The organism is Bradyrhizobium zhanjiangense, assembly GCF_004114935.1.
Taxonomy (GTDB): Bacteria; Pseudomonadota; Alphaproteobacteria; order Rhizobiales; family Xanthobacteraceae; genus Bradyrhizobium; species Bradyrhizobium zhanjiangense.
In genome coordinates this window covers 8,102,457-8,126,334 of sequence record NZ_CP022221.1, presented here as the reverse complement: position 1 = coordinate 8,126,334, position 23,878 = coordinate 8,102,457, and the positions used below count along the sequence as shown (strand labels likewise).

At 64.4% G+C, this 23,878-nt stretch carries 22 protein-coding genes; 9 read left to right on the top strand and 13 right to left on the bottom strand.

Annotated features, from left to right (window positions below; translation table 11 throughout):
* Nucleotides 1-38: 38 nt before the first annotated feature.
* Entirely contained in the window at nt 39-659 is a 621-nt protein-coding gene (locus XH85_RS38835; RefSeq protein ID WP_128936153.1) for a hypothetical protein, read from the bottom strand.
* A 323-nt stretch (nt 660-982) separates the two neighbouring features.
* Between XH85_RS38835 and XH85_RS38830 the strand changes: the two genes are divergently transcribed.
* Nucleotides 983-2,509, top strand: coding sequence for an SUMF1/EgtB/PvdO family nonheme iron enzyme (locus tag XH85_RS38830; protein WP_128936152.1), 1,527 nt, complete (start codon nt 983-985; stop codon nt 2,507-2,509).
* A gap of 17 nt (nt 2,510-2,526) precedes the next feature.
* Complete coding sequence (locus XH85_RS38825) at nt 2,527-2,976, top strand: DUF4399 domain-containing protein (protein WP_128936151.1); 450 nt, start codon at nt 2,527-2,529, stop codon at nt 2,974-2,976.
* On the opposite strand, the gene XH85_RS38820 is transcribed toward XH85_RS38825, so the two are convergent.
* The 10 genes from XH85_RS38820 to pqqA all read right to left on the bottom strand — a co-directional run bounded on the left by XH85_RS38820 (nt 2,977) and on the right by pqqA (nt 13,177).
* A complete protein-coding gene (locus tag XH85_RS38820) occupies nt 2,977-4,032 on the bottom strand; it encodes a 2-oxoacid:ferredoxin oxidoreductase subunit beta (protein WP_128936150.1) in 1,056 nt (351 codons plus the stop codon).
* 172 nt (nt 4,033-4,204) lie between these two features.
* Nucleotides 4,205-6,052, bottom strand: coding sequence for a 2-oxoacid:acceptor oxidoreductase subunit alpha (locus XH85_RS38815; protein WP_164940448.1), 1,848 nt, complete (start codon nt 6,050-6,052; stop codon nt 4,205-4,207).
* Nucleotides 6,022-7,821, bottom strand: a complete 1,800-nt coding sequence (locus XH85_RS38810) for an FAD-dependent oxidoreductase (protein WP_128936148.1) — start codon at nt 7,819-7,821, stop codon at nt 6,022-6,024. The genes XH85_RS38815 and XH85_RS38810 overlap by 31 nt, the downstream gene beginning before the upstream one ends.
* Nucleotides 7,822-8,061: 240 nt before the next feature.
* Nucleotides 8,062-8,739 (bottom strand): DUF4286 family protein, encoded by a 678-nt coding sequence (locus tag XH85_RS38805; protein ID WP_128936147.1) that lies wholly within the window; start codon nt 8,737-8,739, stop codon nt 8,062-8,064.
* A gap of 13 nt (nt 8,740-8,752) precedes the next feature.
* Nucleotides 8,753-9,739 carry a prolyl aminopeptidase gene (gene pip / locus XH85_RS38800; protein ID WP_128936146.1) on the bottom strand — a complete coding sequence of 329 codons (987 nt, stop codon included), beginning with the start codon at nt 9,737-9,739 and terminating at the stop codon, nt 8,753-8,755.
* Nucleotides 9,729-10,928 carry a pyrroloquinoline quinone biosynthesis protein PqqE gene (gene pqqE / locus XH85_RS38795; RefSeq protein WP_128936145.1) on the bottom strand — a complete coding sequence of 400 codons (1,200 nt, stop codon included), beginning with the start codon at nt 10,926-10,928 and terminating at the stop codon, nt 9,729-9,731. Before pqqE ends, pip begins: the two co-directional genes overlap by 11 nt.
* Complete coding sequence (gene pqqD / locus XH85_RS38790) at nt 10,925-11,236, bottom strand: pyrroloquinoline quinone biosynthesis peptide chaperone PqqD (RefSeq protein ID WP_128936144.1); 312 nt, start codon at nt 11,234-11,236, stop codon at nt 10,925-10,927. Before pqqD ends, pqqE begins: the two co-directional genes overlap by 4 nt.
* 25 nt (nt 11,237-11,261) lie before the next feature.
* Nucleotides 11,262-12,017, bottom strand: a complete 756-nt coding sequence (gene pqqC / locus XH85_RS38785; protein ID WP_420837924.1) for a pyrroloquinoline-quinone synthase PqqC — start codon at nt 12,015-12,017, stop codon at nt 11,262-11,264.
* Between the two features lie 20 nt (nt 12,018-12,037).
* Entirely contained in the window at nt 12,038-12,967 is a 930-nt protein-coding gene (gene pqqB / locus XH85_RS38780; RefSeq protein ID WP_128936142.1) for a pyrroloquinoline quinone biosynthesis protein PqqB, read from the bottom strand.
* A gap of 129 nt (nt 12,968-13,096) precedes the next feature.
* Nucleotides 13,097-13,177 carry a pyrroloquinoline quinone precursor peptide PqqA gene (pqqA, locus tag XH85_RS38775; protein WP_007595659.1) on the bottom strand — a complete coding sequence of 27 codons (81 nt, stop codon included), beginning with the start codon at nt 13,175-13,177 and terminating at the stop codon, nt 13,097-13,099.
* 260 nt (nt 13,178-13,437) lie between these two features.
* Between pqqA and XH85_RS38770 the strand changes: the two genes are divergently transcribed.
* From XH85_RS38770 to tarD, 5 genes are all read left to right on the top strand, one after another.
* Nucleotides 13,438-13,695, top strand: coding sequence for a DUF6894 family protein (locus XH85_RS38770; protein ID WP_124162551.1), 258 nt, complete (start codon nt 13,438-13,440; stop codon nt 13,693-13,695).
* A gap of 244 nt (nt 13,696-13,939) precedes the next feature.
* Complete coding sequence (locus XH85_RS38765; RefSeq protein ID WP_128936141.1) at nt 13,940-15,340, top strand: amidase family protein; 1,401 nt, start codon at nt 13,940-13,942, stop codon at nt 15,338-15,340.
* 2 nt (nt 15,341-15,342) lie between these two features.
* Nucleotides 15,343-15,819 (top strand): glutathione peroxidase, encoded by a 477-nt coding sequence (locus tag XH85_RS38760; RefSeq protein WP_128936140.1) that lies wholly within the window; start codon nt 15,343-15,345, stop codon nt 15,817-15,819.
* Nucleotides 15,820-15,830: 11 nt separating this feature from the next.
* Nucleotides 15,831-16,073 carry a DUF3297 family protein gene (locus XH85_RS38755; protein WP_164940449.1) on the top strand — a complete coding sequence of 81 codons (243 nt, stop codon included), beginning with the start codon at nt 15,831-15,833 and terminating at the stop codon, nt 16,071-16,073.
* A 137-nt stretch (nt 16,074-16,210) separates the two neighbouring features.
* Entirely contained in the window at nt 16,211-17,380 is a 1,170-nt protein-coding gene (tarD, locus tag XH85_RS38750; protein ID WP_128936138.1) for a D(-)-tartrate dehydratase, read from the top strand.
* A gap of 159 nt (nt 17,381-17,539) precedes the next feature.
* On the opposite strand, the gene XH85_RS38745 is transcribed toward tarD, so the two are convergent.
* On the bottom strand, nt 17,540-18,892 hold the full coding sequence (locus tag XH85_RS38745) for a malonyl-CoA decarboxylase (RefSeq protein WP_128936137.1): 1,353 nt from the start codon (nt 18,890-18,892) through the stop codon (nt 17,540-17,542).
* Nucleotides 18,893-19,176: 284 nt separating this feature from the next.
* The gene (locus XH85_RS38740) at nt 19,177-19,974 is read right to left on the bottom strand and encodes an AraC family transcriptional regulator (RefSeq protein ID WP_164940450.1); all 798 of its coding nucleotides are present in this window, start codon (nt 19,972-19,974) and stop codon (nt 19,177-19,179) included.
* 59 nt (nt 19,975-20,033) lie between these two features.
* On the opposite strand from XH85_RS38740, the gene XH85_RS38735 reads away from it, so the two are divergent.
* Complete coding sequence (locus tag XH85_RS38735) at nt 20,034-21,206, top strand: MFS transporter (protein WP_128936135.1); 1,173 nt, start codon at nt 20,034-20,036, stop codon at nt 21,204-21,206.
* A gap of 394 nt (nt 21,207-21,600) precedes the next feature.
* Nucleotides 21,601-23,862, top strand: a complete 2,262-nt coding sequence (locus tag XH85_RS38730; protein WP_128936134.1) for a cation:proton antiporter domain-containing protein — start codon at nt 21,601-21,603, stop codon at nt 23,860-23,862.
* The last annotated feature ends 16 nt before the right edge of the window (nt 23,863-23,878 follow it).

Genomic DNA, 23,878 nt, shown 5'->3' with positions numbered 1-23,878 from the left:
TCCCTCGACCAAGACTTTGCCGGACACATATCATTTGTTCATTTGTGGCGCAGCGCGGCGAGTTCCTTGCGGTCGGTTACGAGCAATGCGCACTCGCTGGTGTCGGTGCGGTCGAGGCGGAAGATCTTGTCGTCGGCGCCGGCGACCAGCGATCGCTCCGCCTCGTCATCCGGCTTGTTGTTCTGCCAGACCCTGACCTGCTCGAGCCGGATGATCGCGGACTTGTTGTCCTTGGAGAGCGCCACCTCGATCCCGCCGCCCTCGCAGTCGACGCCGCAGCCCATGCGGACCTCGTCCCCCTGACTGAGAAGCACCGCATGACTGCCGCACGAGCCGCTGGAGTCGAAGTCGCCCGAGCGATGGCGATAGCGAAAACCGAGGCGGAAGGAATTGTGCAGCTGCTTGTCCTCCTTGTCGGTTTCCGCCGAGATCAGCAGCTTCATGGAAGCGACCTTCTGCTTGGGATGCCGCGCCAGATGCTCGGCATCGTAGCGGCGGACGAAGCAGGCATAGGCCTTGTCCGCAGGCGCTCCCGCATAGAGCCGCGCATTGAAGGCGTCGGCTTCGGCCTTTGTGGTCTCGCGGACCTTGTCCTCATCGGCGAGGGCGACGCTGGTTAGCGCAGCCAAAGCGAGGGCAACAAAGATGGAAAGCTTCATGACAACCTCGAGCGCGTAACAACCTTGCCGCAGCAGGACAGAACTCCTGTCCGTTAGACGGAGGCGAGGTGCATCGCGTTCAAGCTTCAGAAGTCGCTTCGTGCGACCATCGCGGCGCCGATTTGGGCCAGTGGGTTCGCGCCGGGCCTTAGTCATTGATGGGATCAAGAAGGTTCAAGCGGTGCAGCGCCTTGATGCTTCGGAACCCGATGCCGGCGATTGCCGCGACATTGTCTTGGTTCGTCAATGTGATAGCTTTCACAGACGACCGCCTTTGGCGGTCGTAAGCTGGGACTGCCTTGTAAGCTTGTGGAGTCCCCCGCATGGGCGAAATTCGCAACTTCAGATCCGGCAACCAGGATGAGCCGCCTCCACACGGGCCCATGCCTCGCCGTCTTGCGGCGATCATCGTCGGTGACATCGCTTCCTACAGCCGCATCATGCAGGCCGACGAGGAGGGGACGCATGTCCGCGTCAAGCGCATCGAGCGCGATATCATCCAGCCCACCATCATCGAGCACCATGGAAGTCTGGTGAAGACGACGGGCGATGGCTTCATCGCCATTTTCGATAGCCCTGTTGAGGCCGTTCGCTGCAGTATCGTCATCCAGCAGAACCTCATCGGCCGCAACGCCTCGCTTCCGAAACATTCGCGCCTCGAATACCGGATTGGCGTCAATCTCGGCGATGTGATCGTAGAGCCGGACGACGTCTACGGCGACGGCGTCAACATCGCCACCCGCATTGAGGGCATTGCCGAGCCCGGCCAGGTCTATATCTCGGGCGCGATCTACGAGCAGATCAAGCACAAGGTGGTGTGCGGCTATGAGTCGCTCGGGGATCGCAAGGTCAAGAATATCACCGATCCGGTGCGCATCTATCGCGTGCTGCCGGATGCCGATGCGGTCGGCAGGACGCGAAGCCGGCGCGAGAGCGTCCTGCTATTTCTTCTGATCACGGCATTGCTGGTGATGGCCGGCTACGTGCTTTGGTACGTGCTGACGCAGCCCGGCAGGATGGGCGAGCAGGCCGCTACGCCAACCGCTTCCCCGGCCGCGTCACCGATCCCGCAGCCGTCGCCGCGCGAGGCGGCGACGCAGACGCCGCAACCATCTCCGTCATTGGCTTCGGCCCCTCCGTCGCCGTCACCGGTGCCCAGCCCATCGGCGACGCCACCTCGCGAACCCGAGATGATCGGCATTCGCGGCGGCAGCTTCGCGATGGGAAGCAATGACGATCCGACCGAACGGCCTGTTCACCAGGTCTCGATCAAGCCGTTCTCGATCGCAAAATATCCGGTGACGGTGCAGGAATGGAACGAATGCGCCGCCGCCAAGGCGTGCGGATTCACCGCCACCGGCAAGGACGATTCCCCGGTCGGCAATGTGAGCTGGACCGACGCGCAGCAATATGCCGCCTGGCTCGCGCAGGCGACGAAGAAGGCCTACCGGCTTCCGAGCGAAGCCGAATGGGAATATGCCGCCCGCGGCGGAACGCAGACCAAATATTGGTGGGGCGACAAGCTCCAGCCGGGCATGGCCGGGTGCAAGGATTGCGGTGATCTTGCGGCCGAGCAGCCGGCCAAGGTCGGCAGCTTCAAACCCAATCCATTCGGGCTCTACGACATGGGCGGCGGCATCGATCAGTGGGTCGAGGACTGCTGGCACAGGACCTATCAGGGCGCGCCGAGCGACGGCTCGGCGTGGAGCAGCGCGGACTGCAGCTCTCATGTCCTGCGGTCGGGCTCCTGGAAGAACGATTCAAGATATGTCCGGCCGTCAAACCGCGATGGTTACGACACCAATGTCCGTTACCCCACGCATGGATTCCGTGTCGCGCTCAGTCCATAAGTGCTGGAGTAGATTTGATGAAGATCATTTCCTGCGCCGCCCTGGCGGCCGCGATCGCATTGCTCCCGGGCGCGGCCTACTCGCAGGGCAAGAGCGCGCACAAGGACGCCAAGCTCTATTTCATCACGCCGCATGACGGGCAGAAAGTTCGCGGTGGAGTCTGGGTCCGGTTCGGCTTACGCAACATGGGTGTGACGCATGCCGGTGATGACTACCAGAACGCCGGTCATCACCATCTGCTGGTCGACGTCAATGATCCCATCGATCCCAAGGAGCCGATCCCGCAAGACAAGTCGCACCTGCATTTCGGCGCAGGGCAAACCGAAACCATGTTGGACCTTCTGCCGGGCACCCACACGCTGCAGCTGGTGCTCGGTGACGCCAAGCACTATCCGTTCGTTCCGCCGGTCGTGTCGGAGAAGATCACGATCCGCGTCAGGCCGACTGCTTCAGCGCGGAGTAAATGATCACCGCAGGCTGGCGTTGATCTTGTCCAGCACCGCCGAGCCCGGGCAGAGCGCATCCGCCTCCAGCGTGTTGAGCGGCGTCTCGACCGTGTTGAGATGCTCGTGCAGGTCTTCCGCGTCGGGGTCGACATAGAGCAGGCCGGTGACGATCTGCCCCTTGGCGGCGTGCTTTTGCAGGAAGGTCATCGCGCCCAAACGGTCATGCGGATCGTAGTCGGCGTCGATCTTGCGCAGCGCGACCTTGCTGCCGTCGTGCTGCTCCACCACCTGCACCGTGCCCGGCGCATAGTCCACCGCGATAGGATCGCGGCCGACCAGCACGTCGAGCCGGTTCACCGCGTCATTGTGCTCGCGGACATAGTCGAAGCTCTTGGTCGAGCCGGCGTGATTGTTGAAGGCGATGCAGGGGCTGATGACGTCGATGAACGACGCGCCCTTGTGGCGGATCGCCGCCGCAATCAGCGGCACGAGCTGGGTCTTGTCGCCGGAGAAGCTGCGCGCGACGAAGGTGGCACCGAGTTGCAGCGCGATCGCGACGAGGTCGATGGCGTTGTCGGTGTTGGTGACGCCCTTCTTGCTCTTCGAGCCGCGGTCAGCGGTGGCCGAGAACTGACCCTTGGTCAGGCCGTAGACGCCATTGTTCTCGACGATATAGGTCATGTTGACGGCGCGCCGGATCGAATGGGCGAACTGGCCGAAGCCGATCGAGGCGGAATCGCCGTCGCCGGAGACGCCCAGATAGATCAAATCGCGGTTGGCGAGGTTGGCGCCTGTCAGCACGCTGGGCATGCGGCCATGCACCGAGTTGAAGCCGTGTGAGTTGCCGAGGAAATAGTCCGGCGTCTTCGACGAGCAGCCGATGCCGGAGATTTTTGCCACCCGATGCGGCTCGATCGAGAGCTCATAGCAGGCCTCGATGATCGAGGCCGTGATCGAATCGTGGCCGCAGCCGGCGCACAGCGTCGAGATCTTGCCTTCGTAATCGCGGCGGGTATAGCCGAGCTCGTTCTTCTTCAGGCCCGGATGATGGAATTTCGGTTTTGCGATGTAGGTCATGACAGTCTCTCTCTGCTCCCTCTCCCCGCTCTTCGCGGGGAGAGGGTAGGGGTGAGGGGCTCTTTCGACGAGTTCGACTCGTGGAGAGTCCCCCTCACCCGGATTGCTGCGCAATCCGACCTCTCCCCGCACGCGGGGAGAGGTGATTGCATCCAATTCCTGCGCTCTATCATCATGACACGGCCTTGCGGAGCGGGGTCACCTTGAGGTGATCCTGATGGTCGCCAATGGCTTTTGCGATGAAACGGGCGGTGATCGGGGTGCCGTCGTAATGCACGATCGGCACGAGGCGGACGGGATCGATGCCGTTCTCGTTGACGATGAGCTGGCGGAGTTGGCTGTCGCGGTTCTGCTCGACCACATAGACGAAGTCGTGCTCGGCGAGGAAGCTCGCGACGCTGGAGTGGAACGGGAAGGCGCGGATGCGCAGACGGTCGAGCTGATGCCCGCGCGCTTCCAACAGGCCGACCGCTTCGTCCATCGCCGGTGAGGTCGAGCCGAAATAGATCACGCCATATTTGGTCGGCCGTTCCGCGTTGGCCTGCAGCGGCCGCGGTACGAGGTCCTGCGCGGTCTCGAACTTGCGCACCAGGCGCTGCATGTTGTCGGCATAGACCGTGCCTTCCTCGGAGTAGCGCGCATAACGGTCGCGCGAGGTGCCGCGGGTGAAGTAGGAGCCCTTGGTCGGATGCGTGCCGGGATAGGTGCGGTAGGGGATGCCGTCACCGTCGACGTCGAGATAGCGGCCGAAGTCGCGGCCTTCCTCCAGCATCTCCGCCGTCATGATCTTGCCGCGGTCATATTGCCGCGCATCGTCCCACTTCAACGGACGGCAGAGCCGGTGGTTCATGCCGATGTCGAGGTCGAGCATCAGGAAGATGGTGGTTTGCAACCGCTCGGCGAGATCGAACGCGGCAGCGGCGAATTCGAACGCCTCGGCGGGATCTTCGGGGAACAGCAGCACATGCTTGGTGTCGCCGTGCGAAGCATAGGCGCAGGCGATGATGTCGCATTGCTGGGTGCGCGTCGGCATGCCCGTCGAGGGGCCGGCGCGCTGGATGTTCATGATCACGGCCGGGATCTCGGCGAAATAGGAGAGGCCGATGAACTCGGTCATCAAGGAGATGCCGGGGCCCGAGGTCGCGGTGAAGGCGCGGGCGCCGTTCCAGGAGGCACCGATGACGATGCCAATCGAAGCGAGTTCGTCCTCGCCCTGCACGATGGCGTATTTCGCCTTGCCGGTCTCGGGATCGTGGCGGTACTTCTTGCAGTGGGCGGTGAAGGCCTCCGCCACCGACGAGGACGGCGTGATCGGATACCAGGCGCACACGGTGGCACCGCCATAGACCGCGCCGAGCGCGGCGGCGCTATTGCCCTCGATGAAGATGCGGTCGCCGACCTTGTCGGACTTCTTGACCCTGAGCCCGATCGGGCATTTCAAATTCTGCAGCGCCCAGTCACGGCCGAGATGCAGCGCGTGGACGTTGGAGGAGAGCAGCTTCTCCTTGCCCTTGTACTGCTCGCCGATCAGTTGCTCGATCAGCTTCGGGTCCATGTCGAGCAGTGCACTGAGGCTACCTAGATAGATGATGTTCTTGAACAGCTGGCGCTGGCGCGGATCGGTATAGGTCGAGTTGGTGATCGCGGTGAGCGGCACGCCGATCACGGTGATGTCGTCGCGGAACTTGGTCGACGGCATCGGCTTGGTGGAATCGTAGAACAAATAGCCGCCGGGCTCGATGCCGGCGACGTCCTTGTCCCAGGTCTGCGGGTTCATCGCCACCATCATGTCGACGCCGCCGCGGGCGCCGAGATGACCGGCCTCCGTCACCCGCACCTCGTACCAAGTCGGCAGGCCCTGGATGTTGGAGGGGAAGATGTTGCGCGGGCTCACGGGGACGCCATGGCGCAGGATCGCGCGCGCGAACATCTCGTTGGCGCTGGCCGAGCCCGAGCCGTTGACGTTGGCGAAGCGGACGACGAAGTCGTTTACGCTGCTGAGCGGGTTTTTGTCGGGCATGTCGAACCTGCGTGGGTCATCTCGATGAAATATTTCTGCATGTCCCAGGCGCCGGTCGGACAACGCTCCGCGCACAGCCCGCAATGCAGGCAGACGTCCTCGTCCTTCACCATCACGCGCCCGGTCTTGAGATCCGAGGAGACGTAGAGATCCTGGTCCACATGCGGCGCGGGCGCCTTCAGCCGCTGGCGCAGGTCGCTCTCCTCGCCGTTATCGGTGAAGGTGATGCAATCCATCGGGCAGATGTCGGCGCAGGCATCGCACTCGATGCAGAGCGAGGTCGAGAACACGGTCTGGACATCGCAGTTCAGGCAGCGATGCGCCTCGCCGAGCGCGAGCTTGACGTCGTAGCCGAGCTCGACCTCGGCGCGGATGTCCTTCAGCGCGACGACCTTGTCGCGATGCGGCACCTTGAAGCGCTTGTCGATCGAGATGTCGTTGTCATAGCTCCATTCGTGGATGCCCATCTTCTGCGAGGAGATTTGCACCTCCGGCAGCGGGCGTTCGCTGACATCTTCGCCCGAGAGCAGTTTGTGGATCGACAGCGCGGCGTCATGGCCGTGCGCGACCGCCCAGATGATGTTCTTGGGGCCGAACGCAGCGTCACCGCCGAAGAACACCTTTGGATTGGTCGAGACGAAGGTGTTCGGATCGACCTTGGGCATATGCCATTTGTCGAACTCGATGCCGCAATCCTGCTCGATCCAGGGGAAGGCGTTCTCCTGGCCGACCGCGACCAGCACGTCGTCGCATTCGAAGGTCTGGTCCGGCTCACCTGATGGAACGAGGTTGCGGCGGCCCTTGGCGTCGTATTCGGCCTTCACCTTCTGGAAGGTGATGCCGGTGAGCTTGCCATTGTCGTGGATGAAGGCGACGGGGACGAGGAAGTTGAGGATCGGGATATCCTCGTGGATCGCGTCTTCCTTTTCCCAGGGCGAGGCCTTCATCTCCTCGAAGCCGGAGCGCACGACGACCTTGACGTCTTCGCCGCCGAGGCGGCGCGCGGTGCGGCAGCAATCCATCGCGGTGTTGCCGCCGCCGAGCACGATCACGCGCTTGCCTATTCTGTCGGTATGGCCGAACGACACCGAGGCCAGCCATTCGATGCCGATATGGATGTTCGCGGTGGCTTCCTTGCGGCCGGGAATGTCGAGCTCGCGGCCGCGCGGCGCGCCGGAGCCGACGAAGATCGCGTCGTATTTCTCCGCGAGCAGCGCCTTCATGCTGTCGATGCGGTGGCCGCCTTTGAATTCGACGCCGAGACCCAGGATGTAGCCGGTCTCTTCGTCGATCACCGAATTGGGCAGGCGGAATTTCGGGATCTGCGAGCGCATCATGCCGCCGGCTTCGGGATCGGCGTCGAACACGGTGCAGTGATAGCCGAGCGGCGCGAGATCGCGCGCCACCGTCAGCGAGGCGGGACCGCCGCCGACCAGCGCAACGCGCTTTCCGTTCTTCGCGGCGGGGCGCGGCAGGCGCTGCCTGATGTCGTCCTTGAAGTCGGCCGCGACGCGCTTGAGGCGGCAGATCGCGACCGGATTGTCCTCGACGCGTCCGCGGCGGCACGCCGGCTCGCATGGACGATCGCAGGTGCGTCCCAAAATTCCAGGGAACACGTTCGATTTCCAATTGATCATGTAGGCGTCGCTGTAGCGGCCTTGGGCGATCAGTCGGATGTATTCGGGAACCGGGGTGTGCGCAGGACAGGCCCACTGGCAATCGACCACTTTGTGAAAGTAGTCGGGGGCCGCAATATCGGTCGGTTTCATTCCTACCCTGTCCGCGCAGGCCCCAAAGACCCCGCGGCCTTTTCTTGAGCTTGGCGAGCGCTTAATGCGCTTCGATCTGGTTTCTGAATGACGTCATTGGGTTAGCTTATTAGAACGGCTCCGAAGTACAACGGCAAACTTGCGCGATCACCGCCTTTCATGGGAGCTACGCGCGCACAGCATTAACGCCGCGCACGATGTGCGTGCGGTGCAGCATATTGCGGTGCGTGTGTGAGCGCGCTAGCCGCGCGGGATGTCGCTCTTGGCCAAATCCCACATCAGGCAATAGGTGCCGACGGAGATGGGAAGCGGCAAGGGCGCGGCGGCGGGGCCGGTGAAGCGTTCGGCGATGACGGCCGAGACCGCGCCGACATGCGTGCCGTCGATCAGCACGAACCAGTCGTGCGCGCCTTCATTGCGTACCGCCGGAATGTCCGCCGTTGCACCCGACAATTCGGGCTCGCTCTCCAGAAGATGCATGGAGATGATACCGTCGCGCTGGTCCGGCGCCAGCTTGTCATGCAGAGCATCGCGCCATCGCGCCGCGTTGTCGGGTGTCGGCCGCAGCCGCACCACGCCGAGCGCGGCGCCACGCCCGGTACCGTTGCTGATGGTGATGCGCGCGACGACGCGGAGCATGTCCTTGAAACGTGCCATGCATTGCCGCGACCAGTCGGTCGGGCTCGCGAGCCGCGCGCGGTAGGCGGGGCTGTCGAGCACGTCGAGCGTGGCGGTCGAATACAGGCAGAGATATTTGGGATTGGCGGCATGCGCGACATAGCGCCGCGCCTCCAGGAATCCGTCGATCGCGACGCGTTCTTCCAGATGCTCGCGATCGTACCAGCGGTTGAAATCGGCCTCATCGGCCGCGTCGATGTTCATCGACGTCAGCAGCATGCCTTTCCCGGCGAGCGGCATTCTTCTTATCCTGTTATCGCGCGGTCTTCGATGCGAGGTCCGCGATCGACTTCATGACCGCGTCCCGCACGCCGGCATCATAGAGCGAATGTCCGGCTTCTTCCACGACGCGAAGCTCGGAATTCGGCCAAACCTTCGCGAGTGCCTGCGACGTCTCGGGCGGGCACAACAGATCGTAGCGGCCCTGGACGATGATGCCGGGGATGCCGGCGAGCCGCCCTGCATTGCGCAACAGCTGGTTCTCGGTCATGAAGCTGTCGTTGACGAAATAGTGCGCCTCCATGAACGGTGTCGCAGGCAGCGTGCGCCAGACGTTCAGCGAGGCCAGGTCCAGCCGCGTCTTGGCGGGCTTGTGCTCGGACAAGGTGCGCTCGGTGTCGTGCCAGGCCCGCGCGGTGGGACCGTGCACGGCAGGATCGGCATCGAGGATGCGGCGCCAATAGGCCTCCACGGGCCGCGCGCGCTCTTCGAGCGGCAGCACGCTGAGAAAATCCTCGTACAGCGCGGGATAGAATTGTGACAGGCGCGAGGTGAACGCCGTCTCGACCTCCGCCCGCGTGCCGAGAAACGTCGCGCGCAGCGCGATGCCGGAGACGCGCTCGGGATGCGCCTCTGCATAAGCCAGCGCCAGCGTCGCGCCCCAGGAGCCACCGACCACCATCCAGCGCTGGAAGCCAAACTTGTCGCGGATCTTCTCCATGTCCGCGATGAGGTGCGCCGTGGTGTTGTGCTCGCGCGATCCCTTCGGACGGCTGCGGCCGCAGCCGCGCTGGTCGAACAACACGGCACAGAAGCGGTCAGGATCGAACAGGCGGCGATGGTCGGGCTGGCAGCCGCTGCCAGGCCCGCCATGCAGATAGATCGCGGGGATGCCGTCGGCGCGGCCGATGCTCTCGACATAGAGCTCAAAGCCGTCGCCGACATCGAGCATGTCGGAGGTCAGCGGCGCAAACGGATCGGCCCGCCTGATCGAGCTGGCCGCGTCGGCGTCAGGTCCCATTCTCGGATTCCAGAGTGCCGCCGGCGAAGTTGCGATAGAGGAAGCGGTTAGTCTCGCCCTCGGCCTCGCGCTCGGCCTGCTTGAAGATGGTCTCGTGCAGCGGCGACAGCGCGCAGGCCGGATCGGTGTTGGCGGCATCGCCCGTCAGCGCGAAGGCCTGGCAGCGGCAGCCGCCGAAATCGATCTCGCGGAATTCGCAAGACTTGCACGGCTCCTTCATCCACCCGGTGCCGCGATAGCGGTTGAAGGCGTCGGAGTTCTGCCAGATCCAGGCAATCGAGTGATTGGAGCGCACGGATTCGAACTCGAGCCCGGTAATGCTCTCGGCGGCGTGGCAGGGCAGCACCTTGCCGGCGGGCGAGATGTTGAAGAACTGCCGGCCCCAGCCGCCCATGCATTTCTTCGGCCGCAGCGCGTAATAGTCGGGAACGACGTAGTCGATCGCGAGTGTGCCCTTCAGGCGTTCGCGCGCCTCCTCGACGAGGCAGGTGCATTCGTCGAGCTGCGCCACGGTCGGCATCAGCGCGGCGCGGTTCTTCAGCGCCCAGCCGTAATATTGCACATTGGCGACCTCGAGCCGGTCGGCATCGAGATCGACCGCCATCTGGATGATGTCGGGAAGCTGGTGCAGGTTCTGCCGGTGCATCACCGCGTTCACGGTGAGCGGCAAATCGAGCTCGCGCGTCCATCTGGCGACTTCGAGCTTCTTGCGGTGACCGTTTTTGTAACCGGCGACGCGATCGGCAAGGCCCTCTTCGACGCCCTGGAAGCTGATCTGGACGTGGCAGAGCCCGGCATCCGCAAGATCGCTGAGCTTGTCGCGCGTCAGCAGCACGGCCGAGGTGATCAGGTTGGTATAGAGGCCGGCGTCGCTGGCGTGCTTGACCAACTCGACCAGGTCCTTCCGCGCCGTCGGCTCGCCGCCGGAGAAATGCACCTGGAGCACGCCGATCTCGGCGAGCTCGCTCAGCACCTTCTTCCATTCCTCTGTCGTGAGCTCCTTGCTCGAGCGGTCGAGCTCGACCGGGTTGGAGCAATAGGGGCACTGCAGCGGGCAGCGATGGGTGATTTCGAGCAGCACGGCGAGCGGAATGCCGAAGGTCTCCGCCGTCGAGCGCTGCTTCTCCAGGACCGCGAGGCTGTCGCTGACATCTGGCGGGATGGTGGGATTGCCGAGCACATCGCTCATGACGTCTTCTCCCGGGCCTCCGTGAGAAAGCCCTTGTCGGCTAGGTCCTGCAGCATGACGATGACGTCGGCGAGGATCGCCTCGCGCGGCGCGGCGTATTTCGCCGCCAGCTGATCGGCGACGTCGCCGACATTGCGCTGGCCGTCGCAGAGCTGCAAGACCTCGACCGCGATCTCGTCCGGGGCCAGCACCCGTTCTGGCGCCAGGATCACCCAGACTTGTCGCGTCTCATCATACTTCAGCTTGGCATGCCGCGGCAGCACGGGGCGGCTTGCCTCGCTGACGCTGATGTTCCGCGGCTCGGCCATTGCTGTTCCTCGTTAGCTCGCCTTCTTAGTTTTCCTTGGGCACGAAGGCGCCCGGCGGAATGTGACCCTCGACATAGGCGTGTTGGAGTGCGTCCAGCTGCACCCACAGCACGTTGGTCTTGAAGATCAGCGCGTTGCACACCTGCGCGCGCTGCTCCGGCGTCGTGGCATGCGCCTTGACATAGTCGAGCGCAAAGCCCGCATCGCGCGGCGCCTGAGTCAGGCGTCGCTTGAAGTAGCTCATGATGTCGGGGTTGACGAAGTCGTAATGCGCCAGCATGCCGGAGATGCGCTCTTCGTGCAGGTTCGGCGCGAACAACTCGGTGAGCGAGGAGGCGATCGCCTCCAGCGGGCTCTTCTCGCGGCAGTAATGGACATAGGCTTCGACCGCAAAGCGCGTCGCCGGCAGGATGCCTTCGGTCGATTCCACGTAAGCCGTGTCGAGGCCGAGGCCTTCGGTCAGCTTGAGCCAGCGCTCGATGCCGCCCTCGCTGCCGACGTCGCCGTCATGGTCCTCGATGCGGTGGCGCCATTCCAGGCGCGTGGCGCGGTCGCGGAAGCGCGAGATGACGACCGCGTCCTTGATCGGGATCGTGCTCTGGTAATAGTAGCGGTTCAGCGCCCAGGCCTGCACCTGACCCTTGTTCAGCTTGCCACCATGCAGCAGCTTATGGAACGGATGCAGGCTGTGATAGCGCGTCGCCCCGATATGGCGCAGCGACGCCTCGAGTTCCTCGGCGCTAGTGAGCTTGATGTCCTTGCCGATCGAGAGCGCGGTCATTCCTGTCAGTGACGCGGCATTCACAGCACAATCTCCGTTCCATCCGCGGGTATCTGCCAGCTCGCCTCTTCAGTCGCTTTCCGCTCGGGTGAAGCGGGCAGCAGTGCCGGATTCGAGTTATTGATATGCAGAAAAATCTTCCTGTCGATAGTGAGGTCAGCCAGCCGCGCGATCGCGCCGTCGGCGCCGGACATCGCGACATGGCCCATGCTCTTGCCGGTCTTGTGGCCGAGCCCGGCCCTGATCATCTCGTCGTCGCGCCAGACCGTGCCGTCGAAGAACACCAGCGCCGCGCCGTCGATCTCGGCCTTGAGCGCATCGGTGACCTCGGCGCACGCGGCGATGAAATAGAAGCACTTGCCGCTTGTCTTGTCGGTGATCTTCAGGCCCAGCGTATCGCCGTCGCCGGTCTCTCCGCCAGGATGGGCCTTGCCTTCCAGATACCAGGCCGACTTGCCCGGCACCGCGAACGGCAGCACCTCGATCCCTGAACGCGCGCCGTCCGGCAGTCGCGGCTCGAACGGCTCGCCGATGTCGGTCGGCTGGCGCCGTACGTTCTTCTCGTTCAGCACGTTGAAGATGCTGTTGCTCTTCAGGATAGCCAGCACCTTCTCATGCGCGTAAATCGTGAAGGGCGAGCCCTCGCGCATCGACAGCAGGCCTGCGACCGCGTCGACTTCGCCGTTGGTCAGGATCACGCCCGCAATCGGCGTGTGGCGCAGCGCGCCAGCCTTCGGGTGCAACTGCGGCGTGGCGTTCAATTGCTGGCGAAGGTCGGGGGAGGCGTTGATCAGGAACCAGTGCTCGCCGTCGCCGCTGAAGGCGACCGACGCCTGGGTTCGCAAGAGGTCATGGCCGCTGGCACGGGCTGCTCGGCAGCCCTCGCAGCCGCAATTCCATTGCGGCACTCCGCCGCCGGCTGCGGCGCCCAGGACGACGACGCGAAGCATGATCCGTCTCCTGGAGGGAACATACCCGGTGGATCTCAGGCCGACGCAAATGCCGACACAGATTCTTTCTTTCGGCAACGCGTCGTGACTGAAAGATCCACCGGCGCAGAACGCGAAATCGCCCGCCGCTTACTTGCGGGTGGCGCTCACATACATGTTGATTTCCATGCCGCAGGGCACTTCGACGATCTTCGGGGCTTTCCAGGCCATTTGGCTCTCCATTTTCGCGAAACCGGACGTATCCGCCCGCGCTCAAGTTAATGCGGGCGGAGAAGTTCGCCAGTGAAATTTTCCCGACCAAGGTAGTAGGCCGGGAATTGTTGCGCTGCAAAGAGAGCATATTGTGGCCGTAAGATCAGCTACTGACGGACGCAAAAAAACGCCGATAGGTCGTGATCCCTGTCGGGATAAAGCAGTTGTGAGTATAGAACGGCTTCCAATCGGCCGCAGGCGACCCCATTGGATCAGGCATGCCAAGATATTTCTTCAACACCCGTATCGGCGACGAACTGATCGTGGATCCTGACGGCGAGGATCTGCGCAACCCCGATCGCGCGTGGGAGGTCGCCCGCCAGATGATCCTGGAGGTGGTGAAGTCGGAGGGTGCCCAGCCGGCCCTGCTCGAGGCCGTCATCGAGGTGACCGACGATGACGGGGAGATCGTGCTGGAGTTTCCCTTCACCGAGGCGCTGCTGGACATGCCGGACCAGTCCGCGACAAGGCATTGAGGCCCGCGGACGGGTAAGGGGCGCGCGGCTCCCTCCACGTCATTGCGAGCGTAGCGAAGCAATCCAGAATCCCTCCGCGGCAAGACTCTGGATTGCTTCGTCGCAAGGGCTCCTCGCAATGACGGAGAAAATGACGGAGAATGAGGCACCACTCCGGCACCAAACCCGCCCTTCGCCCCTGCGAAATCCGCATGGCTTTGCCGCGGTCCCGGCGCTAAAAGACGCCGGTCATACGGAGCAAGCCATGCAAGATCTCTGGCGCCTGTCGGCCGCCGACCTCGCCACCCTCGTCAAGTCCAAAAAGGTATCCGCCAGGGAGGCCGCCAAGGCCGGTCTCGCCCGCCTGGACGCCGTCAATCCCGCGCTCAACGCGGTGATCGACCACCGGCCGGACGACGTGCTCAAACAGGCTGACGCCGTCGACGCCGCCATCGCGCGGGGCGAGGACCCCGGCGTGCTCGCCGGCGTGCCCGTCACCATCAAGGCGAATGTCGACCAGGAAGGCTTTGCCACCACCAACGGCCTGAAACTCCAGCGCGACGCGATCGCGCGCGAGGACAACCCGGTGGTCGCCAATTTCCGCAAAGCCGGCGCCATCCTGCTCGGCCGCACCAATTGTCCGGCCTTCTCCTACCGCTGGTTCACCACCAATCTGATCCATGGCGACACCAAGAACCCCCGCGATGCTTCGCTGACTCCCGGCGGCTCCTCCGGCGGCGCCGGCTCGGCGGTCGCGGCCGGCATCGGCCACATCGCCCACGGCACCGACATCGCCGGCTCGATCCGCTATCCCGCCTATGCCTGCGGCGTGCACGGCCTGCGCCCGACGCTCGGCCGTATTCCCGCTTTCAATCCCGCGCTGCCGGAGCGCCCGATCGGGCCGCAGATCATGGCGGTCTCTGGCCCGCTGGCGCGCACCGTCAACGACTTGCGCATCTCGCTCGCCGCGATGTCGGCCCGCGACATCCGCGATCCCTGGTTCGTGCCGGTGCCGCTGGAAGGCCCCGCACGGCCGAAGCGTGCCGCGCTCTGTCTCAATCCGGGCGGCCTTGCCACCACGCCGGAGGTGAAGGCGGCGGTGAGCGATGCCGGCAAGCGGCTGGAGCGCGCTGGCTGGACCGTCGACATCATCGAGGATACGCCGCCGACGCGCGAGGCGGTCGAGTGGCAGATCAAGCTGTGGCTCGGCGACGGCTACGAGGCGCAGCTAGAGGCGGCCGAGCGCGAGGGCGATCCCGGCGCGCTGGCGTGCCTACGCGGCAACCGCAGCAGGGTCACACCGATGGACCAGGCGAATTACGCGAAGGCGCTGACCCGCCGCGCGACGCTAACCCGCGAATGGATGCTGTTCTTCGAAAAATATGCCGTGCTGCTGACGCCGGTCTCCGGCGAGCTGCCGTTCCCCGATCATCTCGACCTCAAGGATGACGAGTCCTTCAAGCGCGTCTGGGAAGCGCAGCTGCCGCAGATTGCGATTCCCTTCATGGGCTTGCCGGGGCTCGTGGTCTCCACCGGTCTCGTCGGCAAGGCGCCGGTCGGCGTGCACATCGTCTCCGGCCGCTACCGGGAGGATCTGTGCTTGCTCGCAGGCGAAGCGATCGAGGCCGGCGGCGTGCCGCCGTCGCCGATCGATCCCGTGGGCTAGCGATGACCGCCATCTACGACTTCAAGGCCAACTCGCTCGCCGGCGACGAGGTGCCGATGCGCCGTTTCGAGGGACAGGTGCTGCTGATCGTCAACACCGCGAGCAAATGCGGCTTCACGCCGCAATATCGCGGGTTGGAGAATCTCTATCGCGATCTGTCGCCGCGCGGCTTCTCGGTGCTCGGCTTTCCCTGCAACCAGTTCGGCGCGCAGGAGCCGGGACAGGCGGACGAGATCCAGGCGTTCTGTTCGACCAATTACGACGTCACCTTTCCGCTGTTCGAGAAGATCGACGTCAACGGCGCCAACGCACACCCTCTGTATGAGTACCTGAAACGGCAGCAATCCGGACTCTTGGGCGCCTCCATCAAATGGAATTTCACCAAATTCCTGGTGGACCGTGCCGGCAAGGTGGTCGCGCGCTACGCGCCGACCGCGCGGCCCGAAGGATTGCGCAATCAAATCGAAACACTGCTGTGAGCGAGACAATCATGAGCGACGAATTTCCGGACCGCCTGTCGGTCGATCCGAACAGCCCCTATTACAACGCGGACATCCTGGCGCGCGACGTCGGCATCCGCTTCAAGGGCATCGAGAAGACCAATGTCGAGGAATACTGCATCAGCGAAGGCTGGGTCCGCGTCACCGCCGGCAACGCCAAGGATCGCTACGGCAACCCGCTGACCATCAAGGTGCATGGTCCCGTCGAGCCGTATTTCAGGGGAAAGAAATAGTTTGAGCTGAGCGCGCGCCGCTCTCTCCTCGTCATTGCGAGGAGCCCTTGCGACGAAGCAATCCAGAGTCCTTCCGCGGGTAGCAGCCTGGATTGCTTCGCTTCGCTCGCAATGACGAAAGTGAAAGGCCAACCCCCATGTCCGTCCGCATCGTCGACGTCCGCGAAATCACCAAACCGATCTCCTCGCCGATCCGCAACGCCTATATCGACTTCACCAAGATGACGACGAGCCTGGTTGCCGTCGTCACCGACGTGGTGCGCGACGGCAAGCGTGTCGTCGGCTACGGCTTCAACTCCAACGGCCGTTACGGGCAGGGCGGTCTGATCCGCGAGCGCTTTGCCGCGCGCATTCTCGAAGCTGATCCGAACTCGCTGCTCGATGCCGCCGGCGACAATCTCGACCCCGACAAGGTCTGGGCCGCGATGATGACCAACGAGAAGCCGGGCGGCCATGGCGAGCGCTCGGTCGCGGTCGGCACCATCGATATGGCGGTGTGGGACGCGGTGGCGAAGATCGCGGGCAAGCCGCTGTTCCGCCTGCTTGCCGAGCGTCACGGCGTGACCGCCAATCCGCGCGTGTTCGTCTATGCCGCCGGCGGCTATTACTATCCCGGCAAGGACCTCTCGATGCTGCGCGGCGAGATGCGCGGCTATCTCGACCGCGGCTACAACGTCGTGAAGATGAAGATCGGCGGTGCGCCGATCGAGGAGGACCGCACCCGCATCGAGGCGGTGCTGAAGGAGATCGGCAAGGACGCACAGCTCGCCGTCGACGCCAATGGCCGCTTCAACCTCGAGACCGGCATCGCCTACGCAAAAATGCTGCGCGATTATCCCTTGTTCTGGTACGAGGAGGTCGGCGATCCCCTCGATTACGCGCTGCAAGCCGCGCTCGCCGAGTTCTATCCGGGCCCAATGGCAACCGGCGAAAACCTGTTCAGCCACCAGGACGCCCGCAACCTGATCCGCTACGGCGGCATGCGCCCCGATCGCGATTGGCTGCAATTCGACTGCGCACTGTCCTACGGCCTCTGCGAATATCAGCGCACGCTGGAGGTGCTGAAGACCTATGGCTGGTCCCCCAGCCGCTGCATCCCGCATGGCGGCCACCAGATGTCGCTCAACATTGCAGCCGGCTTGGGCCTCGGCGGCAACGAAAGCTACCCCGACCTGTTCCAGCCCTATGGCGGCTTCCCGGACGGCGTCCGCGTCGAGAACGGCCACATCACCATGCCGGAGCTGGCAGGCATCGGCTTCGAGGGCAAATCCGATCTCTACAAGGAAATGAAGGCGCTGGCGGAGTAGCCCGCCTGGTCGCCACACACTCCGTCATTGTGAGCGCAGCGAAGCAATCCAGAGGCTTTCTGCGGAGGCAGTCTGGATTGCTTCGTCGCATCAGCGCAAAATTGCTGCGCAATTTTGTCGCGTGCTCCTCGCAATGACGGTGGCGCGAGCAAGCGCCCCTTACGACAAGCGCATATCCAAGAGCCGCCGTCCTTCGCCCTTCAGCAGCTTCTTCACCGCGCTGGATGCCACGACCTCGCCGTCGTTGGCGTAGGCTTCGTGGTTCTTCTCGATGTCGTCGAGGCGGTAGAGGTAGTTGACCATGACACCGGCGGACTCGCGCATGCCCTTCGGTGAGAGGTCCCCTAGCCAGTTGATGCGCTCGAGCCGGGCGCCGTTGCCGAGATGGAAGCGGGCGACGGAGTCGATCAGCTTGCCCTTCGGCGTACGTGCCCTCAGGAAATAGTACGCCGCGAGCGGCTCCAGCAAGCTGCGGAGCAGCGCCGTCGTCTCGGGATGCTCGAACCATTTGGGATCGTCGAGACGCTTCAGCGTCTCGCAGTCCTCGTCCGACAGCGGCAGGTCCTTGTCCTGCTTCACCCATTGCATGAAGCCCGGAACCGGCGAGAGCGTCACGAAGGTGTCGAGCTTCGGCAGCTCGCGGCGCAGCTCCTCGACCACCTGCTTGATCAGGAAGCTGCCGAACGAGATGCCGCCAAGGCCACGCTGGGTGTTGGAGATCGAATAGAACACGGCAGTGCGCGCGCGCTCGATCGGCAGATGTTGGCGGTCCACCGCGAGCAGCGGCGCAATCGCACCGGGGATGGTCTCGGTCAGCGCCACCTCGACGAAGATCAGGGGCTCGTCGACCATCGCAGGGTGGAAGAAGGCGTAGCAGCGGCGGTCGACCGGATCGATGCGGCGGCGCAGATCGTCCCAGTCGGAGATCTCATGCACGGCTTCGTAACGGATGATCTTTTCGAGGATGTTGGCCGGGGTCGACCAGTCGATCCTGCGCAGCACGAGAAACCCCCTGTTGAACCACGAAGAGAGAAGATGTGAAACGTCGCGATCGAGCGCAGCGAGATCGGTGTGCCCGTTCATCATGCCGAGCAAATCGGCCCGCATGCTGACGAGGTCGCCGGTGCCGCCCGGCGCGCGGTTGAGGCGGCGGATCAGCTCCTGCCGTCGCGGCTCGGAAGCGAAATGCAGCGAGCTCGCGTCCTCGTCGGTGGGCTGGGCGCGCCATTTCTCGATCGCCTTGGACAGCCGCTCCCGATCGGGGCCGAAATCGCGCACCAGCGCCTCGAAGAAAGCGCGGCGTCCGGCCGCATCCAGCTCCTGGTAGAGATCGAGCACCTCGCGCGCCATCGCCGTGCCCGAGGCTTCGCCCCGGCCCGAGAGCAGCGCGTCGCAAAGCGCCATCAGCCCGGCGGCGTCTGGTTTGGTATCCGAGCCGTCGCCGCGGCGAAGCAGCGTGCGGCCGCGCTCGGAGATGGTGGCGAGCAGGTCGGAGAAGAAGGCGTTGGCCATCTGGACTTTTCGATTCCGGTTTGTGCGATGCGGAAGCTTACATGGGATTTAGGCGGAAGCCGATGACAATCAAGCAGGGGAATGCGGCATCTTTAGTTGGGCTGTGCGTTTCGAGAATGCTGTCATGCCCCGCGAGGGTTGTGTGACGCCACGCAAACGCGCTGTCATGCCCCGGCTTGACCGGGGCATCCAGTACGCCGTGGCTTCTCGGTTCAAGCCGCGCCGTCTCTGGATACTGGATTGCCCGCCTTCGCGGGCAATGACGCCGAATTTGGAATAGCAGCCTACTTCCCCGCAAATTCCGTCGGCGTCCGCCCCGTCACCTGCCGGAACGCCGCCGAGAACGCCGGCACGCTGGCATAACCCAGCGATGTCGCAAGCTGCTTTACCGACACGTTCGAATCCGTCGATAGCCGCTGGATCGCCGCCGCAATCCTTGCGCGCTGGCACCAGCTCTTGAAGCTCAGCTGCGTTTCCGTGGAGAACAGCCGCGACAGCGTGCGTGCGGAGGTTCCGACCTCGCGTGCCAGCGTGTCGATGTCGTGCAGGCCGGTGGGATCGTCGAGCACGATCATCGCGGCGCGGCGGCAGCGCACTTCGCGCGGCAGCGGCACGAAGGTCGTGGAATCCTCGGCCTGGTGCAATTCCAGCATCACGAGACGAACCAGCAGCTCGGTCCGCGCCTCGGTATTGCCCGCATCGAACAGCGCCAGGATCGCCTGGTGCAGCAGCGGCGACACCCGGACCACGAACTCCCTGGTCAGTCCCTCATATTGCTGCTCGCGCTTCAGCCAGGGCAGATCGAAATACAGCGTGCGCATCTCGATGTCGGCGAGCAGGTCGATAGCGTGCTCGAGCCCGGCGGGCACCCAGACCGCGCGGTCCGGCGGCACCAGCCAGCGCCCTCCGGGCGTCGTCACCTGCATGGTGCCCTTGGCGGCATAGATCAGCTGCGCCTCGCGGTGCAAGTGCGGGTCGATCCGCAACCCCTTGGGATAGTCGCGCGCGACCAGGTGCACGCCCGCGGTCGAGCGGTGGTTGCCCCGGACCTCCCGGAGGATTGGCGTTTCGACGACAGTCATTGGCAGCATCCCGTCATGCCCAGGACATATAACTCATTTCGGAGCAGGAGAGGATTCGTATGAACAGCCCCAGCCGGGTCATCAGTTTCGTCAATGCCGGCCATTTCATCGACCATTATTCGATGCTGATCTTTGCCGCCGCCGTCATCATCATGGGGCCGGCGCTCGGCATGGCCTATTCGGAACTCTTGCCTTACGCGACGCCGGGCTTCGTCGCCTTCGGCGCGGGCTCGCTGCTCACCGGCTGGCTCGGGGACCGCTGGAGCCGCCGCCACATGATGCTGATCTTCTTCGTCGGCATCGGCGCCTCCATGATCGCGGTCGGCTTCGTGCAGACCCCGGCGCAGCTCGGCGCGGCGCTGCTCGCGATCGGCATGTTTGCCTCGATCTATCATCCCGTCGGCACCGCGATGATCGTGTCCTATGCCGACAAGCTCGGCCGCGAGATGGGGCTCAACGGCGTCTGGGGCAATCTCGGTGTTGCCTCCTCGGCGCTGGTCACCGGCGTGATCGGCCAATATCTCGGCTGGCGGTTTGCTTTCATCGTTCCCGGCATCGTCACCATCCTGATCGGCATCGCGTTTGCGCTGACGGTCGTGCACGAGGACCGCAAGGGCTCCAAGCAGGCGGCGGCGCAGGCGCGCGTCGCCAAGCAGGACATGTGGCGCGTGGTGTTGTCGCTGCTGATCGTCGTGGTCGCGATCTCGACGACCTTCAACGCCGTCACCGTGGCGCTGCCGAAACTGTTCGCCGAGCGGCTCGCGGACCTGACCAAGAGCCCGGCGCTGCTCGGCGTCATCGCGGCCGGTGTCTACGTGTTCGGCGCGATGACGCAGTACACGATCGGACGGCTACTCGACCGTTACTCGCTGAAGACGGTGGCGCTGCCGCTATCCTTCATGCTGGCGCCGTTCCTGTATTTGGCCGCAAGCCTGTCCAATCTGCCGCTGATCGTGGTTTCGATCGGCATCGTCATGGGCGCGTTCGGGCAGGTCACGGTGAACGACGCCATGGTCGGCAAGTACACCACGGAAGAATGGCGCTCGCGCGCTTATGCCGTGCGCTATTTCGTCGGCTTTACCGCGGCCGGTGCCTCGGTCGGCCTGGTCGCCTGGCTCTACGAGCAGGGCGGCTTCGTCACCATGCTGCACGCCTTCGCCGCCCTCTGCCTGCTCGCGATCGCCGCCGCATTGATCCTGCCGCGCGAGATCCGGGCGCCTCAGGCGGCGTGAAGCGCCATCGTGAGGTGCACTGCTCACGCCACACCGTCATTGCGAGCGCAGCGAAGCAATCCAGAATCTTTCCGTGGAGGGACTCTGGATTGCTTCGTCGCAAGAGCTCCTCGCAATGACAGAGAACAGTCGCAATGATGGGGGATGTGGCGGCACGGCCTGCCGATGATGCCATTCTGCCGGTGTTTTGCCCGACGTGTCAAACGCCGGTTGCCGCCGGAAAACCTTAACGCCAACAACGCCGTTCTACTGTGCATGGGGTTGTTTTCGCATTTTTTGTTGAAGCACCCCCAAGGCCCGGCAGCGGAAGGCCGGAACTCCCTCCGCCTCCGGCGGGTTCTATTCCTGTTGCGCCGGCGCTTCGCCGGGCAGATGAAGGGGGAATGACACCCGCATGCAGTGGAGCCTGCTCCGACCGGTCGGCCTTGTCCCCGCGGCGCTTGTCCTCACCACCATTGCGGCGAGTGCTGAGGGCGGCAAATCGGCCGGCCCGTCCGAATTCCTCTTGGTGGCGCAGATCGTCTTGCTGATCGGGGTCGGCCGCGGTCTCGGCGAGATCATGCAGCGCATCGGCCAGCCCTCGGTGATGGGCGAACTGCTCGCCGGCATCATCCTGGGGCCGTCGCTGTTCGGCTGGATCTGGCCCGAGGCGCAGCACGCGATCTTCCCGAAGACGCCCGAGCAGAAGGCGATGATCGACGGCATCGCCCAGTTCGGCATTCTGCTGCTGCTGCTGCTGACCGGCATGGAGACGGACCTCAAGCTGGTCCGGAGGGTCGGCAGGGCGGCGATCGCGATCTCGATTGCCGGCATCCTCGTGCCCTTCGCCTTCGGCTTTGCGCTCGGCGAGTTCCTGCCGGATGCGCTGCTGCCCGATCCGCACGCGCGCCTCGTGGCCTCGCTGTTCATGGGCACGGCACTGTCGATCTCCTCGGTCAAGATCGTCGCCGTGGTCGTGCGCGAGATGAACTTCATGCGCCGCAATGTCGGGCAGATCATCGTCGCGACCGCCGTCATCGACGACACCATCGGCTGGATCATCATCGCCGTCATCTTCAGCCTGGCCTCGCACGGCACGCTCGATATCGCCTCCGTGGCCAAGGCCATGCTGGGAACGTTCGCCTTCCTGGCCGTCAGCTTCACCATTGGCCGCCGCCTGGTGTTCCAGCTGATCCGCTGGGCCAACGACAATCTCGTCAGCGCGGCGGCCGTCATCACGGTGATCCTGCTGCTAATGAGCGTCATGGCAATGATCACGCATCTGATCGGCGTCCACACCGTGCTAGGTGCCTTCGTCGCTGGCATCCTGGTCGGGGAGTCTCCGATCCTGACCCGGCAGATCGACGAGCGCCTGCGCGGCCTGATCTCGAGCTTCTTCATGCCGGTGTTCTTCGGCCTCGCCGGGCTCAGCGCCGACCTTTCGGTGCTGCGCGATCCCAATCTCCTGATGCTCACCGGCCTCTTGGTCGTGATCGCCAGCGTCGGCAAGTTCGGCGGCGCGTTCGTCGGCGGCACCCTGGGCGGGCTGAATGCGAGGGAATCGCTGGCGCTCGCCAGCGGCATGAACGCGCGCGGCTCGACCGAGGTCATCATCGCCACCATCGGCCTCTCCATCGGCGTGCTCAGCCAGAACCTGTTCACCATGATCGTGACCATGGCGATCCTGACCACGATGGCGATGCCGCCGATGCTGCGCGCGGCGCTGGCAAAGCTGCCGGTGAACGAGGAGGAGAAGGAACGGCTGGAGCGGGAAGAATTCGAGAAGCGCGGCTTCATCGCCAATCTCGAACGTCCCTTGCTCGCGGTGGACGAGAGCGCCAACGCCACCTTCGCCGCGCATGTCGCGGGCGTGATCGCCGGCATGCGCGGCCTGCCGATCACCGTGCTGCACATCGGCGAGCGCGCCAGGGAGCAGGACAAGGGCGAGGGCGAGAGCCACGAAGCCGTGGTGAAGAAGGCGGCCGCAACCGTCTCCGCCAATGGTGACGGCGAAGCCGGCAGCGTCGATGTCGTCACCCGGACCAGGCGCGCGGAGCTCGGCGAGACCATTGCCGACGAAGCGCGCAAGGGCTTCGACCTTCTCGTCGTCGGCATCGACAAGGTCGCTGCCGCCAAGGATCGCTTCGACCGGAAGATCGAGGCCATCGCCGCCGAGTTCGAGGGGCCGCTCGCGATCGTGGTGGCCAAGGGCAGGCACCTGAAGCAGCCGGTGCCCGACGCGCTCAACATCCTCGTTCCGGTCTCCGGCAGCGGCGTCTCCAAGCGCGGCGCCGAGGTCGCGGTGGCGCTGGCGCAGGCCGGCTCAGGCTCGCTACGGGTGATCTATGTGACGACGACGCGCGACAGGGGCGCGCAGCGCGGCACCTCTCGCGGACTGAGCCAGGAGACGGGCATCCTCAAGGACACCAGCGATCTCGCCGCCCGTTACGACGTCGACATCACCACGACGCTACGCGTGAACCGCGCGCCGGAGACGGCGATCCTGCGCGAGATCGATACCACCGACGTCGACCTCGTGGTCATGGGCGTCGACCGGATCCAGGCCGAGCATCTCTCCTTCGGCAGCGTCGCCGCCGCTGTGTTGAGGCAGTCGAAGGTGTCCGTGCTGCTGGTCTCGAGCGGCGAGGCGCGACAGGCACCGGCGGAGAAGGCGTAGAAGACGGTGCGCTCCC